The 16,263-nt window shown below is 71.9% G+C and carries 17 protein-coding genes and 1 pseudogene; 10 read left to right on the top strand and 8 right to left on the bottom strand.

Going from position 1 to position 16,263, the window contains the following annotated elements:
• Positions 1 to 13: 13 nt before the first annotated feature.
• The gene (locus tag K7G59_RS14850) at positions 14 to 2,383 is read right to left on the bottom strand and encodes a M4 family metallopeptidase (protein ID WP_225834283.1); all 2,370 of its coding nucleotides are present in this window, start codon (positions 2,381 to 2,383) and stop codon (positions 14 to 16) included.
• A 432-nt stretch (positions 2,384 to 2,815) separates the two neighbouring features.
• Between K7G59_RS14850 and K7G59_RS34715 the strand changes: the two genes are divergently transcribed.
• Positions 2,816 to 2,938, top strand: a complete 123-nt coding sequence (locus K7G59_RS34715; protein WP_263976375.1) for a hypothetical protein — start codon at positions 2,816 to 2,818, stop codon at positions 2,936 to 2,938.
• A 149-nt stretch (positions 2,939 to 3,087) separates the two neighbouring features.
• Here K7G59_RS34715 and K7G59_RS14845 read toward each other — a convergent pair.
• The 3 genes and pseudogenes from K7G59_RS14845 to K7G59_RS14830 form a co-directional block, all read right to left on the bottom strand.
• A pseudogene (locus tag K7G59_RS14845) lies at positions 3,088 to 3,237 on the bottom strand (MerR family transcriptional regulator); the annotation flags it as partial.
• Between the two features lie 51 nt (positions 3,238 to 3,288).
• Positions 3,289 to 3,756, bottom strand: a complete 468-nt coding sequence (locus K7G59_RS14840; RefSeq protein WP_308295036.1) for a peroxiredoxin — start codon at positions 3,754 to 3,756, stop codon at positions 3,289 to 3,291.
• A gap of 306 nt (positions 3,757 to 4,062) precedes the next feature.
• Positions 4,063 to 4,950 (bottom strand): LysR family transcriptional regulator, encoded by an 888-nt coding sequence (locus tag K7G59_RS14830; RefSeq protein WP_225834280.1) that lies wholly within the window; start codon positions 4,948 to 4,950, stop codon positions 4,063 to 4,065.
• Between the two features lie 152 nt (positions 4,951 to 5,102).
• Between K7G59_RS14830 and K7G59_RS14825 the strand changes: the two genes are divergently transcribed.
• The 5 genes from K7G59_RS14825 (at position 5,103) to hemC (ending at position 9,250) form a co-directional block, all read left to right on the top strand.
• Complete coding sequence (locus K7G59_RS14825) at positions 5,103 to 5,915, top strand: EamA family transporter (protein ID WP_308295048.1); 813 nt, start codon at positions 5,103 to 5,105, stop codon at positions 5,913 to 5,915.
• A gap of 107 nt (positions 5,916 to 6,022) precedes the next feature.
• Positions 6,023 to 7,000 (top strand): ATP-dependent DNA ligase, encoded by a 978-nt coding sequence (locus K7G59_RS14820; RefSeq protein WP_225834624.1) that lies wholly within the window; start codon positions 6,023 to 6,025, stop codon positions 6,998 to 7,000.
• 292 nt (positions 7,001 to 7,292) lie between these two features.
• Positions 7,293 to 7,811: a hypothetical protein gene (locus K7G59_RS14815; protein WP_225834276.1), complete on the top strand. Its 519-nt coding sequence runs from the start codon at positions 7,293 to 7,295 to the stop codon at positions 7,809 to 7,811.
• The gene (locus tag K7G59_RS14810) at positions 7,808 to 8,275 is read left to right on the top strand and encodes a GNAT family N-acetyltransferase (protein ID WP_225834274.1); all 468 of its coding nucleotides are present in this window, start codon (positions 7,808 to 7,810) and stop codon (positions 8,273 to 8,275) included. Before K7G59_RS14815 ends, K7G59_RS14810 begins: the two co-directional genes overlap by 4 nt.
• 39 nt (positions 8,276 to 8,314) lie before the next feature.
• Positions 8,315 to 9,250, top strand: a complete 936-nt coding sequence (gene hemC, locus K7G59_RS14805; protein ID WP_225834271.1) for a hydroxymethylbilane synthase — start codon at positions 8,315 to 8,317, stop codon at positions 9,248 to 9,250.
• Positions 9,251 to 9,303: 53 nt separating this feature from the next.
• On the opposite strand, the gene K7G59_RS14800 is transcribed toward hemC, so the two are convergent.
• Positions 9,304 to 9,828 (bottom strand): hypothetical protein, encoded by a 525-nt coding sequence (locus K7G59_RS14800; RefSeq protein WP_225834269.1) that lies wholly within the window; start codon positions 9,826 to 9,828, stop codon positions 9,304 to 9,306.
• Between the two features lie 396 nt (positions 9,829 to 10,224).
• Here K7G59_RS14800 and K7G59_RS14795 point away from each other — a divergent pair, with 396 nt between their 5' ends.
• On the top strand, positions 10,225 to 11,016 hold the full coding sequence (locus K7G59_RS14795) for an RNA polymerase sigma factor SigF (RefSeq protein ID WP_225834267.1): 792 nt from the start codon (positions 10,225 to 10,227) through the stop codon (positions 11,014 to 11,016).
• Positions 11,017 to 11,020: 4 nt separating this feature from the next.
• Here K7G59_RS14795 and K7G59_RS14790 read toward each other — a convergent pair whose 3' ends face one another.
• Positions 11,021 to 11,335 (bottom strand): ANTAR domain-containing protein, encoded by a 315-nt coding sequence (locus K7G59_RS14790; RefSeq protein ID WP_225834265.1) that lies wholly within the window; start codon positions 11,333 to 11,335, stop codon positions 11,021 to 11,023.
• Positions 11,336 to 11,487: 152 nt separating this feature from the next.
• On the opposite strand from K7G59_RS14790, the gene K7G59_RS14785 reads away from it, so the two are divergent.
• Complete coding sequence (locus K7G59_RS14785) at positions 11,488 to 12,300, top strand: VOC family protein (RefSeq protein WP_225834263.1); 813 nt, start codon at positions 11,488 to 11,490, stop codon at positions 12,298 to 12,300.
• A gap of 72 nt (positions 12,301 to 12,372) precedes the next feature.
• Here K7G59_RS14785 and glgX read toward each other — a convergent pair whose 3' ends face one another.
• Together glgX and K7G59_RS14775 are read right to left on the bottom strand one after the other, a co-directional pair.
• Complete coding sequence (gene glgX / locus K7G59_RS14780) at positions 12,373 to 14,517, bottom strand: glycogen debranching protein GlgX (RefSeq protein WP_225834261.1); 2,145 nt, start codon at positions 14,515 to 14,517, stop codon at positions 12,373 to 12,375.
• Positions 14,514 to 15,026 (bottom strand): pep a2, encoded by a 513-nt coding sequence (locus K7G59_RS14775; RefSeq protein WP_225834259.1) that lies wholly within the window; start codon positions 15,024 to 15,026, stop codon positions 14,514 to 14,516. Before K7G59_RS14775 ends, glgX begins: the two co-directional genes overlap by 4 nt.
• Before the next feature lie 301 nt (positions 15,027 to 15,327).
• On the opposite strand from K7G59_RS14775, the gene K7G59_RS14770 reads away from it, so the two are divergent.
• Positions 15,328 to 15,624 (top strand): DUF5133 domain-containing protein, encoded by a 297-nt coding sequence (locus tag K7G59_RS14770; RefSeq protein WP_225834257.1) that lies wholly within the window; start codon positions 15,328 to 15,330, stop codon positions 15,622 to 15,624.
• Positions 15,625 to 15,732: 108 nt separating this feature from the next.
• Positions 15,733 to 16,263: maltotransferase domain-containing protein (locus K7G59_RS14765; protein ID WP_225834256.1), on the top strand; the 531-nt coding region annotated here is incomplete at its 3' end.

Genomic DNA, 16,263 nt, shown 5'->3' with positions numbered 1-16,263 from the left:
GGTGTGTGTCAGGTCAGCCGGTCGTCAGGGCGGTGTCGTCCACGACGAAGCTGGTCTGCAGCGAGGAGTCCTCCACGCCGTTGAACTTCAGGGTGACCGTCTGGCCCGCCAGCGAGGACAGGTCGAAGGTCTTCTGCGTGTACCCGGAGGCGGCGTTCAGGTTCGAGTACGTCGCCAGGGTGGTCGAACCGGCGGTCACCGTCAGCTTGTCGTACTGGGTGCTGGTGGTGGTCTCGGCGGTGTCGATGTGCAGGTAGAAGGTGAGCGTGGCCTTGCAGCCGGCCGGGATGGTCACCGACTGCGACAGCGTGTCGGTGTGCGACGAACCGTAGCCGTCGAGCCAGGCCTTGTAGGAGCCGCTGTGCGCGGCCTCACCGGTGCTGTTGTCGATGACCCCGCTGGACGCGGTCCAGCCGGTGTTGCCCGACTCGAAGCCGGGGTTGGCCAGCAGCTGGGTCGAGGTGCAGCCGCCGCCGCTGGTGGCGACCGTCCACGTGAAGGTCGCGGTCCCGGTGGCGCCGGTGGAGTCCTTCACCGTCACGGTGGTGCTGGAGGTGCCCGCCGTGGTGGGCGTGCCGGTGATCAGACCCGTGGAGCTGTTGATCGACAGGCCGGCCGGCAGACCGGTGGCACTGTACGTCAGCGCGCCCGCGTTGGTGCTGCTCGCCTGGACCTGCAGGCTCACCGCGGTACCGACGGTGGAGGACTGGTTACCCGGGTTGGTGACCGTCACACCGCTGGCCGGCGGGTTGATGTGGCTGCCGACGTTGATGCCGGCGAACGCGTTGCCCACGCCCGCGTACTGGGCGGAGTTGGTGCCGTAGAGCGCGGCAGCCGCGTTCAGGGCGGCAGTGCGGGCACCCGCGTAGTTGGTGCTGGACGTCATGTACGTCGTCAGCGCCTTGTACCAGATCTGCAGGGCGGCGGCCCGGCCGATGCCGGTGACGGCGACGCCGTCGGAGGTCGGGCTGTTGTAGGTGACGCCGTTGATCACCTTGGTGCCGCTGCCCTCGGAGAGCAGGTAGAACATGTGGTTCGCCGGACCCGACGAGTAGTGCACGTCCAGGTTGCCGACGCCCGAGTACCAGCTGTCCGCCGAGCCGCCGTCCTTGCTCGGCTTGTCCATGTAACGCAGCGGCGTGCCGTTGCCGTTGATGTCGATCTTCTCGCCGATGAGGTAGTCACCGGGGTCCGAGCTGTTGTTCGCGTAGAACTCCACGCCCGTGCCGAAGATGTCGGAGGTGGCCTCGTTCAGGCCGCCGGACTCGCCGCTGTAGTTCAGGCCCGCGGTGTTGGAGGTGACACCGTGGGTCATCTCGTGGCCCGCGACGTCGAGGGAGGTCAGCGGGTCGGTGTTGTTCGAGCCGTCGCCGTAGGTCATGCAGAAGCAGGTGTCGTCCCAGAACGCGTTCACGTACGCGTTGCCGTAGTGGACGCGGGAGTAGGCGGCGACGCCGTCGTTCCTGATGCCGCTGCGGCCGAACGTGTTCTTGTAGAAGTCCCAGGTCTCCTGCGCGCCGTAGTGCGCGTCCGCGCCCGCGGTGGCGGCGTTGGACGTGGTGCCGCCGTCGCCCCAGGTGTCGGTGGACTGCGAGAACAGGGTGCCCGTGCCGGACGTGCCGTGGTTCAGGTTGTACGTCTTGTGGCCACCACGGGTGGTGTCGTACATCTGGTACGTCGAGCCCGACAGCGTGGTGTTGATGCTGACCGTGCCGCTGTAGTGGGTGACGCCGGTACCGGTCATGACCGACTGGTAGCGGTACAGCTCCTTGCCGGTGGTGGCGTCGGTGATGACGTGCAGCTTGCTGGGCGTGCCGTCGTCCTGGAAGCCGCCGATCACCGTCTCCCAGGCGAGCTTCGGCGTGCCCTGGCCGGCCCAGATCACCTTGCGGGCGCTGTCGGCGGTGGGCTTCTTGGCGTCCAGGGCCTTCGCGGCCTTGAGCGCCTTGGCCTGGGCGGCGGACTTGGTGAAGGTCGCGGTGGTGGAGGTGACCTTGATCCGGTGCTTGTTGTTGAAGGTGGTGGTCACCGTGCCCTTGGCCAGGGAGGCCGACGGGGTGTGCACCACGAGGTCGCCGCCGAGGACGGGGAGTCCGGCGTAGGTGCGCTCGTAACGGGTGTGCAGGGTGCCGTCGTTGTCCTTGATGACGTCCCTGACGACCAGCTTCTCCTTCGCGCCGAGCCCGAGGGTGCGGGCCGTCGCGCCGGTCTGCTTCCGGGCGCTGTCGATCAGCGCGCGGTGCTGGGCGGGGCTGAGCTTCGCCTCGAGAGCGCCGGTGCGCAGCGGGCTGGGGTGGGGGGCCGCGGGCGTGGCGGTCGCCGGGACGGCCTGGAGGCCGACGGCGAGGAACGCCGCGGTGGAGACCAGGGCGGCTCCGGCCATGGCCCGCTTGTGGGAAAGGCGTCTGTGGGGAAGGCGTCTCACTCGAACTCCTCCTGCTGCGACCGCCGGGTCGCGGCCGATGACAGACCGCACAGACGGGTCGTCTGCGCGGGTGCGCTGATCTGAGCCGGACCGTGATCCGCGAACAGAACGGGGAGGATCAGCGTGCGGAGGGAGAATGACAGTGATGACCCGTTCATGTCAGCAGGGTGGGATTCAATCGAGGGTTTTCCCTATGGGCCGGCTGTGCGCCGGGACCGCCTCCGGGCACCGCACGGCTGCGCCCGGAGGGAGGCTTTCGTCCCCCTGGGCGGAACAACGGGGGCGGGGTCCTCTGTGGGGTCTCGCCCGGCCTGCGACCTCCTCCAAGCCGGGCCCGGCCCGCGCCTGCCCGCGGACTCCCGGTCACCACGGGGTCGTTACCGCGCACCGATGTCCGACTCCTCACCCGGCAGCGCACACGGCGCCGGCTGGGGCGCGGCCGAACCCGGCGCCTACGAGCGACTGACGCCCGACCGCGTCGAGACCCCCGCGCGACTCCGCCACCGGCAGTGAGGCCCGCCGGGCGACCCGGGTCGCGGCCGGGCTCGGTGACGAGGACGGACGGAGGACTGACAGGGTGGCCGGAGCATCGCGGCCGGCAGGAGGAACGCGTCACCGCTGACCTGGCGGGCGCCGGGTCAAGGACCGCGACCGGCGTCCCTTCACGACATGAGCAGGCGGAGGCCGAGATCTACCGCGTCGAGGTGAGCGAGGTCGCTGTTGCGCTCGGCCCACCGGCCGGAGTCGAGGTCGTCGCGGAGGCTTCGTACCGCCCGCTGCTCGGCCTCCGGCCCGACCCTCGTCCACACCGACCGCTGCGGCCCCGCGTCGAAGCGGTGGACCGCAGCGGTGGCCGGGGCGTGTCAGCCCCGGTGCGTGCGCAGTGTGGTCAGGGCCCGGTCGGCGTGGGTGTTCATGCGCAGTTCGCTGCGGACGACGTCCAGGACTGTCCGGTCCTGGCCGATGACGAAGGTGACGCGCTTGGTGGGCGCGAGGGAGAAGCCGCGCTTGACTCCGAACCGTTCGCGGATCGTGCCGTCGGTGTCGGAGAGCAGCGGCATGCCGAGGGTGTGCCGCCCGGCGAACTCCTGCTGCCGCTCCACGCTGTCCCCGCTGATCCCGACGGGCTGGGCGCCGACGGCGGCGAACTCGGCGGCGAGGTCGCGGAAGTGGCAGGCCTCGGCGGTGCAGCCGGGCGTCAGGGCGGCGGGGTAGAAGAACAGGACGACCGGCCCTTCGGCCAGCAGTTCGGTGAGCCGGCGCGTGGCGCCGGTCTCGTCGGGCAGCGCGAAGTCCTCGACCTTGTCGCCGATCCCGATGGTTTTCGTCACGACTGTCCCTTCCCGTTCCGGGCGGCACCGCGGGCCCACAGCACCAGGGGAACCTGGAGCGGCAGCCGCCCGGGGGCGACGGTCCGCTGCGGGCGGGCAGTTGCCGCCGTTGGATGGCCATCTTCACATGGGCCGGGAACGCCCCGGCGAGGAAGGCCGCGGCCGTCTTCGCGGCCACCGCACGGGTCCGGCGCGTGGCCGTTGCGGCGGCCGGCACCGGCTCCACCGCTTGGCCGGCGTACGTCCAGCACGGGCGAGCCTTCGGACCGGGGCACGGCACCTCCTGTGATGACCTGCCGCCGGATCCTACGGGACGGTACTGGAGGAGGTACCCCTGCCTGCCGTCCGGTAGAGCTCGGTGAGCAGTTCGAGCACGGCCTGCCGAGCAGGGTGCGGGTCGTCGCGCCACCAGGCGAGGCGCACGGCGACGGGTTCGGCGTCGCGCACCGGCCGGTAGGCGATACCGGGCCTCGGATACTGGTGCGCGGTGGACTCGGCCGTCACCCCGATGCCCCGTCCGGCGGCGATGGCGGTGAGCCAGTCGTCCACGTCATGGGTGTCCTCGGTGGCCGGGCGGGCGTCGGGCGGCCACAGCTGCGGTGTGGCGGTACCGGTTCGGCGGTCGATGAGGAGGGTGCGGTCGGCGAGGTCGGCGAGCCGCACCGAACGGCGTCTGGCCAGAGGGTCGTCGGAGGCGAGCGCGCACAGCCGCCGCTCCAGGCCGACGACGGCGGTGCCGAAGCGCCGGTCGTCCAGGGGACGGCGGACGACGCAGAGGTCGCAGGCCCCTTCCGCGAGACCCGCCGACGGCGAGTTGACGCGCACCAGGTGCAGGTCGGTGTCCACGTGCGCCGCGCTCCAGCGCCGCTGGAAGGCGAGGGTGTGGCGGCCGAGCGCCGACCAGGCGTAGCCGATCCGCAGGCGTGTGTGCCCGGAGGTCGCCTCCCGGACCAGGTCGGACACGTCCGCGAGCACCCGCCGGGCCTGTGCCACCACGCGCAGCCCGGTCGCGGTCGGCGTCACCTGCCGGGAGGTGCGCCTGAGCAGCCGTACGCCGAGGGCCCGTTCCAGCGAGGCCAGGGCGCGCGAGACGGCGGCCTGGGAGACACCCAGGGCGATCGCCGCGTCGGTGAAGGTGCCTTCGTCGACGATGGCCACGAGGCAGCGCAGCTGCCGCAGATCGATGCCGTCCATACGGTCAGCGTATAGATGGAGCGGTACATGCATTTTGCGCAAGGACCCGGGCGGCGCACCATCCGGGCATGCGACAAGCTCTCGAACGCCTCACGGCATCCGCTTCTGCGACCGCGCCCGTCCCGGCGCCCGGGGCCCGGCGAGTGGCCGGGGTGGCCACCATGATCGGCAGTGGGCTGTCCAACCAGACGGGTGCCGCCCTCGGAGCGCTGGCCTTCCCCGTCCTCGGTCCCCTCGGTGTGGTGGCGGTCCGGCAGTACGTCGCCGCGCTCGTGCTGCTGGCCGTGGGCAGGCCGCGGTTGAGCGCCCTCACCTGGCGGCAGTGGTGGCCGGTGCTGCTGCTGGCCGGGGTCTTCGGCACGATGAACCTCAGCCTGTACAGCGCCGTCGACCGGATCGGCCTCGGTCTCGCCGTCACCCTGGAGTTCCTGGGCCCGCTCACCGTCGCGCTGGCCGCCGCACGCCGGCGGCTCGACGCCGGGTGCGCGGTGCTGGCGGCGGGCGGGGTGGTCGTACTGGCGCGCCCGCGTCCCTCCGCGGACTACACGGGTATGGCTCTCGGCCTGGTGGCGGCGTGCTGCTGGGCGTCGTACATCCTGCTCAACCGTCTCGTCGGGCGCCGGATCGCCGGGGCGCAGGGCGCGGCGGCGGCAGCGCTGGTGTCCGCCCTCGTCTTCCTGCCGGCCGGGGTCGCGGTCGCCCTGCGCCACCCGCCCACCGCGAGAGCGGTCCTGTGCGCCGTCGCGGCCGGCGTCCTGTCCTCCGCCGTGCCCTACCTCGCCGACCTGCTGACGCTGCGTCACGTCCCCGCCCAGACGTTCGGTCTGTTCATGAGCGTCAACCCGGTGCTCGCCGCCTTGGTCGGACTGCTGGTCCTCGGGCAGCACCTGGGCGGTGCGGAGTGGGCTGCCATCGGGGCCGTCGTGGCCGCGAACGCGGTCAGCATCGCGACGCTGCGCGAGTGACGACCTGCTGGGCCGGCCCTGCGCACCACCGGGCCCGTTCAGGGGAACCGTGGGTGCAGGGCGCGTGAGGACGCCGGCGGCGGTCGAGACCTTCAGCCGTGACCGCCGTGACCCTCCCGCTCGTCCCGCCCATGCTCGCCACCCCCGGCACCCTGCCGCCCGCCGCGCAGGACGCGCGGTGGGCGTACGAGACCAAACAGGACGGCCAGCGGGTGATGGCCTATCTGCCCGGCGACGGCAGCGTGCTGCTGCGGGCCCGCTCGGGTGAGGACATCACCGGCGCCTATCCCGAACTCCGGCCGCTCGGCGGCGCCCTGGGCACCACGCCCGCCGTCCTGGACGGCGAGGTGCTGGCTCTGGACGAGCAGGGGCGGCCCGACTTCCAGTTGCTGCAGAACCGCATGGGCCTCGCGCACGCCCCCGCGCGGGCCGCGCGCCGGGCCGCCCAGGTGCCGGTGCACCTGGTGCTGTTCGACGTGCCCTACCTGTCGGAACCGCTGCTGCGGCTGCCCTACGTACGGCGGCGGGAGCGGCTGGAGGAGTTGGGGCTCGCCGGGCCCAACTGGTCGACTCCGGCGGCCGTCGTCGGGCACGGCGCGCAGGCGCTGCGGGCCACCCGGGAACACGGCCTGGAGGGCATCGTGTGCAAGCGGCTTGACTCGGTGTACGAGCCGGGGGTCCGGTCCCGCGCCTGGGTCAAGATCCGGAACATGCGTGCCGAGGACGTGATCGTCGGCGGCTGGTTGCCCGGCAAGGGGCGGCTGACCGGACTGCCGGGGGCGCTGCTGGTCGGCCAGCGCGCCGGCGGCCGGCTTCGCTACGTCGGCGGGGTGGGCACCGGCTGGAGCGAGGCGGAGCGGACGGAACTGGCGGCGCTGCTGCGGGGCGACGCGAGCAGCCGGTGCCCCTTCGACCCGGTGCCGCGGATCGCGGGTGCCCACTGGGTGCTGCCCCGGCTGGTCGGCGAGGTCAGCTACAGCACCCGTACCCGGGCGGGCATGCTGCGCCAGCCGTCCTGGCTGCGGCTGCGCCCGGACCTCACGCCGGAGGAGTCGGCGGCGGACCTGCCGGAGGGCTTCGCATGACCCGTGGCGAGGCGCGGGGCGGCCTCGCCAGGACCGGCAAGGCGGTCCTGGAGCTGTTCCCGGGAGAACGGGTCCCTGGCCGTCGGCGGCCGGCGGCCCCGCCGGCCGCCGGCCGCGACCACCTCGACCGCGGCTGCACCGCCTCACCCCTGCCGCGAGAGCGGGGCGGTGCTCGACGGGTGCGGCGCGGTCGCCGGCCGGCCGCCGCGGCGAGCAACTGGGAGATCCGCGTTCCGTATTCGTTCCCGCACCGGGCGTGGACCCCCGCCCGGCCGCACCCCATGATGGCCGGATGGATCTTCACGCAGAACTGCCCCCGGCGGTGGACACCACCGCTCTGCTCGATATGGCCGGGGGCCATCACACCCGTACCGCCCGCGCCCTGGGCGTCCGTGAGGCCGCCGGGCACCTGGTGAAGGTGTACGCCCTCACGGCGCCGGGCCGTTCGGTCGGCGAGGCCGCCGCGAAGACGGCGCTGGAACTGGCCGGGGGGCACCTGGCGCTCGGCCGGCTGCGCGGCTCGCTCGGGCTCGCGGTGCTCCTGGTGCACGCGGGCGGTGACGGGGACTACGTCCTGGTGCACACGTGGATCGAGGGCCACATGTCCGACCTCGCCGTGTTCACCGGGCCGGCCGGCCGGCCCGGTGAGCTGCGGCCGGGCCGGGCGGGCCTCGCACCCTGTGTCTGGGAGGCGGCCCTGCTCGCGCACGAGCGGGACGCCTTCTCCCGGCACGTCCTCGACGGGACCGGCCCGCTCGCCGACCGTCTCACCGCCTGGGCCGCGGACACGGTCGAGGGCGAGGTCCGGTGAGCGGCACCCCCCTGATCCGGCACGCCGAGCCCGGTGACCTGCCCCGCGTGGCCGAACTCGCCGCCCTGCACGCCGAGTACGAGCGGGACGCCCCGCCCCCTCCGGGTCTCGCCGACCGGCTGGCCCGCCTGCTGTTCGACACCCCGGCGCCGCGGCTGCGCTGCCTGGTCGCCCAGACGGTGGACGGCCGGATCGTCGGGTACGCCACCTGCGCGCCCGAACTGTCGACGTGGGAGGGGCGCGAGTACCTCCACATGGACTGCCTGTTCCTGGAGGCCGGACACCGCGGCCTCGGACTCGGTGCGCTGCTGGTGGACGCGGTGGTCGCCGAGGCCCGGCGGCTCGGTCTCACCGAGGTGCAGTGGCAGACCCCGGCCTGGAACGAGGGCGCGGTGCGCTTCTACGACCGTCTCGGTGCCCGGGCCAAGGACAAGGTCCGCTACAGCCTGCCCCTGGCCCGATGACCGGTCCGCCCGGGCGGCCGAGGGTCTATCGTGTGCGACATGCCGGTTCCCGAACTGATCCGTATCGTGTCCCGCGACTCGCCCATGGCGCTGGCTCAGGTCGCGCGTGTCCGCGCCGAGTTGGCCGTCCTGCATCCAGGTGTGCGCACCACGGTCGTCCCCGTGCGGACCACCGGCGACAAGTGGCTCGGCGACCTGTCCCAGGTCGAGGGCAAGGGGGCGTTCACCAAGGAGGTGGACGCCGCCCTGCTGGCCGGTGAGGCGGATCTCGCGGTGCACTGCGTGAAGGACGTGCCCGCCGACCGTCCGCTGCCCGCGGGCACGGTGTTCGCCGCGTTCCTGAAGCGGGACGACATCCGGGACGCGCTGGTGCACCCGGGCGGGCTCGCCCTCGACGAACTGCCGGCCGGTACACGCATCGGCACCTCCTCGGTGCGCCGGGTGGCCCAACTGGCGGTGACGCACCCCCATCTGGAGTGTGTGCCGTTCCGCGGCAACGCCAACCGCCGGCTGGAGAAGCTGGCCGCCGGTGACGCGGACGCGCTGCTGCTGGCGGTGTCCGGCCTGGAGCGGATCGGCCGCCGCGACGTGATCAGCGAAGTGCTGTCCCCGGAGACGATGATGCCGCCGATCGGCGCGGGCATCCTCGCCCTGCAGTGCCGGGAGGACGACACCGATCTGATCGACGCGGTCAGCGGGCTCGGCGATCCGGCCACCCACCGGGAGGCGACGGCCGAGCGGATGTTCCTGCATGTGCTGCAGGGCCACTGCAACAGCCCCATCGCCGGCTACGCCCGAGTGGACCGCAGCGGTGAACTGTCCCTGCGCGCCTGCGTGTTCACCCCGGACGGCAAGACCCGGCTGAACGCCCACGAGTGGGCGGGCCGGCTCGATCCGGCCACGCTCGGCACGTCGGTGGCGGTGGCGCTGCTCAGGCAGGGGGCACGGGAGATCATCGACGGCATCCCGCACTGACCTGGGGGCCGGGCACGGCGCAAGACCCGGGGGCGCAGCCCGTCCCCGACCGGTCAGGCGGTGCCCGGCTCGCTCTGGTCCTTCAGGAACACGCTGAGCTGGTGGGCCAGGCTACCCGGCCCGCTGCCCGCCGGCGTGGCCGCCGCGGTCGCCTGCAGTGCGCCGATGCCGCCCGCCCACAGCCGCCGGTCGGTCCACTCGTCGTTCACGCGCAGTTGGACCTGCACGTCCACGTGCGCGAGGGCGGCCTCCGGAGCCGCCGCGTAGAGCACGGCGGTGGCCCGGCGCAGCGGGTAGACGTCGAAGCCCTCGATGAACTGGGAGTTGCGCCAGTCGATGAAGGCGCCCTCCCCGTCCGGGCCGACCCGGACGTCGACCTGACCGTCCTCCAGGTGGATGCCGTAGTGCCGTGCGCCACGGTTCTCGACGGTCACCCGGACACGGAAGTACGCCAGCTCGACGGCGGCGTCGTCGCGTCCGCGCGGCGGCTCGGCCGCCTCCAGGCGATGGACACGGACCCGCAGACCGGCGTGCTCGTCGTACTCGTGCCAGTCCCCGACCACGTTCGGCTCGTACACAGTGCCCCTCTCGACCTTCGAGAGCTGCTGTCTATCTGTGTGCTCAGCGCACTGTCAAATGAGCAGAATGCTCTGTGGTCAGCGGATTCGCCCGCTTTGATCGCTGATCAAGCGCTGCCCAGCAGGAATCCGTGTACGGGCCCCGAGGAGGAGTGCCGGCGCGTGCCGCACATCACGTTCCCGGTCACACCCTGGCCCGGTTCACCCCCCTGCCCCTTATCGGTGCATTTGTCTTGCTGTGCCCCTCTGTGGGAAGCTGATGTCAGTGCTTCGGACCGGAGGCACGTCCGTGGGAGCCCGCTCCGCCGGGTGCCCCGGTGATCCCCCTCCTGGTCCGAGCGCCCCTTCTCCCACGGTGTCTGTCCCTTCCAGCACCTGCTGAGAGAGGTGCGCACCATGCGTGTCACCGCGAGCACGAAACCCCATCCCCATGACGACGCCCCCGACACGGGCGAGTCCTTCGAGCGGCTGGCGACGCTGGCCGACGGTCCTGAGCGCCGGGCGCTCCGGGACGAGGTGGTCCGGTCGTGGCTGCCCATGGCCGAGCGGATCGCCGTGCGCTTCCGGGGGCGCGGGGAGAGCCTGGAAGATCTGTACCAGGTGGCCGCCCTGGGCTTGGTGAAGGCCGTCGACCACTACGATCCCGCACGCGGTCGCGCCTTCGAGGCGTACGCGGTGCCGACCATCACCGGCGAGATCAAGCGCCACTTCCGGGACCACATGTGGACCCTGCACGTACCGCGCCGGGTGCAGGACCTGCGCAACCGGGTACGCGTGGCCGCGAAGGAGCTGGGGCAGACCACTCCGGGCCGGGCGCCCACCGTCGCCGAGATCGCCGCGCACGCCCGGCTCACCGAGGCCGAGGTGCGCACCGGGATGGAGGCCCTGGAGTGCTTCACGGCGCTGTCCCTGGACGCCGAGGTCGCCGGCACGGACGGTTACGCCCTCGGTGACTCGCTCGGCCGGTCCGACCCCGGCTACGACCTCGTCGTCGACCGGGCCGCCGTGGGACCGTGCCTGGCCGCGCTGCCCGAGCGCGAGCGCACCATCCTCTACCTGCGGTTCTTCCGCGGGATGACGCAGAGCCGGATCGCCGAGCAGCTCGGCATCTCGCAGATGCACGTGTCCCGGCTGCTGAGCGGCTGCTTCGACCGGATACGCGAGGAACTGCTCGCCGAGGCCCGCTGATGCCTCACTCGTCCGCCGCGCCGGGGATCTGGGTGGGCCCGTACCGATCGAGGGCGTCCTCCAGCGCGGCACGGATGTCCGACGGGATGTCGCCCCTGCGCCCCCAGATCAGGATCAGCTCCGCGACGTTGCGGAGCTTGATGTTGGTGTGCTGCGAGATGTCCTTCAGCACCTGCCAGCCCTCGTCCGGGGTGACCCGGCCGAGGGCCACGATCATGCCGATCGCCTGGTCGACGACCGCGTGGGAGGCCACGGCCTCCTTCAACTGATCCACCTCGGCCTGCAGGGCGAGGATCCGGTCCGGCTCGCTGTCTCCCATGCCTCCATCGTGCTCACTCGACTGGCCCTCTGCCACCGGGGTACTCGACCTGCGCCCGCCCCGGTTCCGGTTGGACACTGGAACGAGGTCGTCCGTCGGACACCGGAACGAGAGCGGGCCTCGAGGGCCCCGAGACCAGGACGCGACTGAACATGAACCACGACACGCCCGCCGGCGACACGCCGAGGAAGCGAGAGGTCCTCTCGACCAGTTCCGTCTTCGGCGCACCGTGCTGGGTGAGCCTGACCAGCCGCGACCTGGAGGCCACCGAGGAGTTCTACGCGGCCGTGCTGGGCTGGCGCTGGCGTGGCGCCGAGCTCGGTGAGCACTTCCGGATCGCGCTGGCGAACGGGGTGCCGGTGGCCGGGATCGCCGCGGTCGCCTCGATGTGGCAGATGGCGGTGGCCTGGACTCCGTACTTCGCGGTGCGGGACGCCGACGTGGCCGTGGCCCGGGCCCGGGAGCGCGGCGGTACGGCGGCGGTCGGGCCGCTGTCCTTCCCGCCCGGCCGGGCCGCGCTGCTCGCCGACCGGGACGGCGCCACCTTCGGTATCTGGCAGGGTGAGCTGATCTCCAACTGGGAGACGTGGCGGCGGGCGTCACCGACCTTCATCCGGCTGCACACGCGCAACGCCTTCGACTCCGCGATCTTCTACGGGGAGATCCTCGACTGGGCCTCTGAGATTCCGGGCTGCTGCGAGGTCGAGTACGAGGGCGGCGAGGTGGTGCTGCGCAGCCGCGGTGACGTGGTGGCCCGCATCGACTCGGGCGCGGTGGAGGACGCCCCGGACCCCGAGGTGCGACCGCACTGGCAGGTCCACTTCGCGGTGGCCGACGTGGCCGCCTGCGCCCGCGCGGCGGAGAAGCACGGCGGCAGCGTCCTGCGCGAGGCGGACGAGTCCGAGGCGATCCTGCGCGACCCCGACGGCGCCCAGTTCACCGTGACCTCGCACCGCGCCCGCTGAGGACGGGCGGCGACCGCCCGCGGGGACCGAAGCCCAGGGCGCGCAGCTCCTCCGCGTGCGGGCCCAGTGCGGTCAGCTCCCCGCGCGCGACGGGCGCGACAGAAGGACCAGGCTGCGGCACTCCACACGGAGCCTGGTGCCCGCCTTGCGTTCGCGTTCGTCGGGGATCCCCTCGGGGTCGGCGGTGTCAATCAGGGTCGTCCAGCGTTCACCGAAGGAGCCATCGGGCAGACGGAAGTCGACCGGCTCCCAGTAGCCGTTGAGCAGCAGCAGGAAGGAGTCGTCGACGACGCGGCGGCCGTAGGGGTCGCGTTCGGCGATGGCGTCGCCGTTGAGGAACATGCCGATCGAGTGGGCGTCCTCGCGGTGCCAGTCCCGGCGGGTCATCTCCCGGGCGTCGGGCCGCAGCCACACCAGGTCGGGCAGCGGCTGCCGCGCGTTGGTCACCGTCTCGCCCCGGAAGAAGCGCCGCCGGCGCAGCACGGGATGCGCGGCGCGCAGGGCGATGAGACGGCGGGTGAAGTCGGCGAGGGCCCGCTGCTCCTCGGTCAGCTCCCAGTTGACCCATGAGATGTCGTTGTCCTGGCAGTAGGCGTTGTTGTTGCCGCGCTGGCTACGGCCGAGTTCGTCGCCGTGGCAGAGCATCGGGATGCCCTGGGACAGCAGCAGCGTGGCCAGCAGGTTGCGCTGCTGCCGGGCGCGGAGTTCGAGCACGGCGGGGTCGCGGGTTTCCCCCTCGGCCCCGCAGTTCCAGGACCGGTTGGCGTTCTCCCCGTCCCGGTTCCCCTCCCCGTTGGCCTCGTTGTGCTTGTCGTTGTACGACACGAGGTCGCGCAGCGTGAAACCGTCGTGGGCGGTGACGAAGTTGACGCTGGCACGCGGCCGGCGCCGGCTGTGCTGGTACAGGTCGGAGGAGCCGGTGAGGCGGGAGGCGAACTCGCCGAGCGAACCGGGCTCGGCGCGCCAGAAGTCCCGTACGGCGTCCCGGTACCTGCCGTTCCACTCGGACCACAACGGCGGGAAGTTGCCCACCTGGTAGCCGCCCTCGCCGACGTCCCACGGCTCGGCGATGAGCTTGACGCGGCTGATCACCGGGTCCTGCTGGATCAGGTCGAAGAACGCCGACAGCCGGTCCACCTCGTGGAACTGCCGGGCCAGGGTGGCCGCGAGGTCGAAGCGGAAGCCGTCGACATGCATCTCGGTGACCCAGTACCGCAACGAGTCCATGATCAGTTGAAGCACGTACGGGTGCCGCATGAGCAGGCTGTTGCCGGTGCCGGTGGTGTCGTAGTAATGCGCCCAGTCACCGTCGACCAGCCGGTAGTAGGAGGCGTTGTCGATGCCCCGGAAGGACAGGGTCGGGCCCATCTCGTTGCCCTCGGCGGTGTGGTTGTAGACCACGTCGAGGATCACTTCCAGGCCGGCCGCGTGCAGCGCCTTCACCATCGCCTTGAACTCGTCGACCTGCTGGCCGCGGCTGCCGAAGGCGGCATAGGCGTTGTGCGGGGCGAAGAAGCCGATGGTGTTGTAGCCCCAGTAGTTGGACAGACCCCGGTCCTGCAGGACGCCGTCCTGCACGAACTGGTGCACCGGCATCAGCTCCACCGCGGTCACGCCGAGCGAGGTCAGATGCTCGATCACCGCGGGATGCGCGAGACCGGCGTAGGTACCGCGCAGCCTGTCGGGGACGTCCGGGTGGGTGCGGGTCAGGCCACGTACATGCGCCTCGTAGATCACGGAGTCCGCGTACGGCGTCCGGGGCGGGCGGTCGTCACCCCAGTCGAAGTACGGGTCGGTGACCACCCCGAGCATGGAGTGCCCGGCACTGTCGGCCGGGGCAGGGCCGTGCGGCGCACGTTCGTAGAGGGAGGCGTGGTTGTCGATCTGCCCGTCCACGGCACGGGCGTACGGATCGAGCAGCAGCTTGGCCGGGTTGCACCGGTGACCCAGGGACGGATCCCAGGGCCCGTGCACCCGGTAGCCGTAGCGCCGGCCGGGGCCGACGCCGGGAAGGTACGCGTGCCAGACGAACCCGTCCACCTCCTGCAGCGGGAGGCAGGTCTCCTTGCCCGCGTCGTCGACGAGGATCAGCTCCACCCGATCGGCGACCTCGCTGAACAGGGCGAAGTTGGTGCCCTGCCCGTCGAAGACGGCACCCAACGGGTAGGGGTGCCCGCTCCACACGGGCACCCCTTTCCTGGACTTGCGGGCGGTCACCGGCTGCCCTCCAGGGCGTCGTCCACGGCGGCCGCGGGGGCGGCCAGCACGACCACCGGTTCCTCACGCGGCACCTGGAGGCCCTGGTTCAGGGCGGGCGCCGGGGAGACGGGCACCAGCGGGACGCGCTCACCGGCGCGGGCACGCTGCGAGAACCAGATGATCTTGCTGCCGGTGTCCGAGGCACAGCAGCCCCAGCCGTCGCTCATGGCGGCGATGTCCGCCAGGCAGGCCCGCAGGTCCTGGTCGGGGCGCAGATCGGGGTCGTCGCCCCCGAACGCGGTGATGAGGTGCTGGCCGTTCCACCACATCTCGATGGAGGTGTGCTTGTCCTTCGCGTGCTCGTCGATCGCCCGCAGCAGCAGTTCGGCGCCGTGGCGGACGGGGACCACGAGGTTCTCGAGGTCCCAGTAACGCAGATGGGCAGCCAGGATGCGGCTGACCTGTCCCACCCGTTCGGGGCTGACTTCCACCTCGATGTGGTAGTAGCAGGGCACTGCGGTCTTCATAGTCGCTTGCTCCTCACCCGCGAAGCTCCCGCTCCCCTCACCTGTCCGAAGGGATTCCAGACACAAAGCGTGAGCGCTTGTCGCTTCAGAGTCACATCCACAGTGGGGCCGCTACGCCATTCGTGCAACACGAGCACCACGACACTCCCGTGGTTGAAGCTCCAACAAGACGCTGCGTGCTCGGACGTGCACCATAAGTGAAAGCCTCGATCGCCGTAACGGTGCCGCGCCCCTCCGTGCGCGGATGCCACCCGAGGGTCGGGAACGCGCCCAGTCGAGAGCGTGGAAGGTGAAGAGGGCCATGCTGCTACCCGCCAAGGCCGAAGTGGCCCGGCAGTTGCGGCGTTATCGGGCGTGGGAGCGGATGATGCTCGCCTCGCCGCACGACCGCACTCTCCGAGCCACCTTCGAGGACTCGGGTTACACACTGTGCGTGCTGATGGGCAAGCGCTGCGCCCGGGAGGCCGCGGACGCCGCCGAGCGGTATCTCCGCACCAACCTGGTCACCTACCTGCAGGAGCAGGACGGTCGGCCGAAACCGGCTCGCACCGCCAGAAGGAGGCCGCCAGAGCGGCGTTCCACGCCGTCGGGCCCCTGACCTGGCACTGTACAGGCGTCTTGGCGGTTCGGCGGCAGCCGAACCGTTTTCTCGGATCGCGAAGCCGGGCCGGGCTGCCCGGCTTCGCACACGGCGGAGGTGAACCACATGCGCAGGACCCCGGCCATCGGCCGCGTACCGGTACGTGACGTCCGGCCGGCCGTGGAGTGCGGCAGGCGCCCGGCGAAAGCGGTGGCCGGGGAGACGTTCCAGGTGACGGCCACCGTGTTCCGTGAAGGGCATGACGCCGTCGGCGCCAACGTCGTCCTGCGCGACCCGTCGGGCCGCCGTGGCCCCTGGACGCCGATGCACGAACTCTCGCCCGGCAGCGACCGCTGGGGCGCGCAGATCACGCCGGACGCCACGGGGCTGTGGTCCTTCCGCGTGGAGGCCTGGAGCCATCCGCTGGCGACCTGGCGGCACGCCGCCTCCGTGAAGGTGCCGGCCGGAATCGACACCGGACTCGTCCTGGAGGAGGGCGCCGAACTCTACGAGCGTGCGGCGGCCGGAGTGCCCAAAGGGCCCCAGCGACAGCAGGTCCTGGCGGCGGCGCACGCCCTCGGCGACGACTCGCTGTCGGTGCACGAGCGATTCAAGGCGGCGCTGGCGCCGGAGGTGGAGGCGGTGCTGGCCCGGTAT

It is taken from the genome of Streptomyces sp. NK08204, assembly GCF_020400585.1.
In the GTDB taxonomy this organism is placed as follows: domain Bacteria; phylum Actinomycetota; class Actinomycetes; order Streptomycetales; family Streptomycetaceae; genus Streptomyces.
Note: the sequence above shows the minus strand (reverse complement) of the source record. Positions and strands in the feature narration are given on the sequence as shown.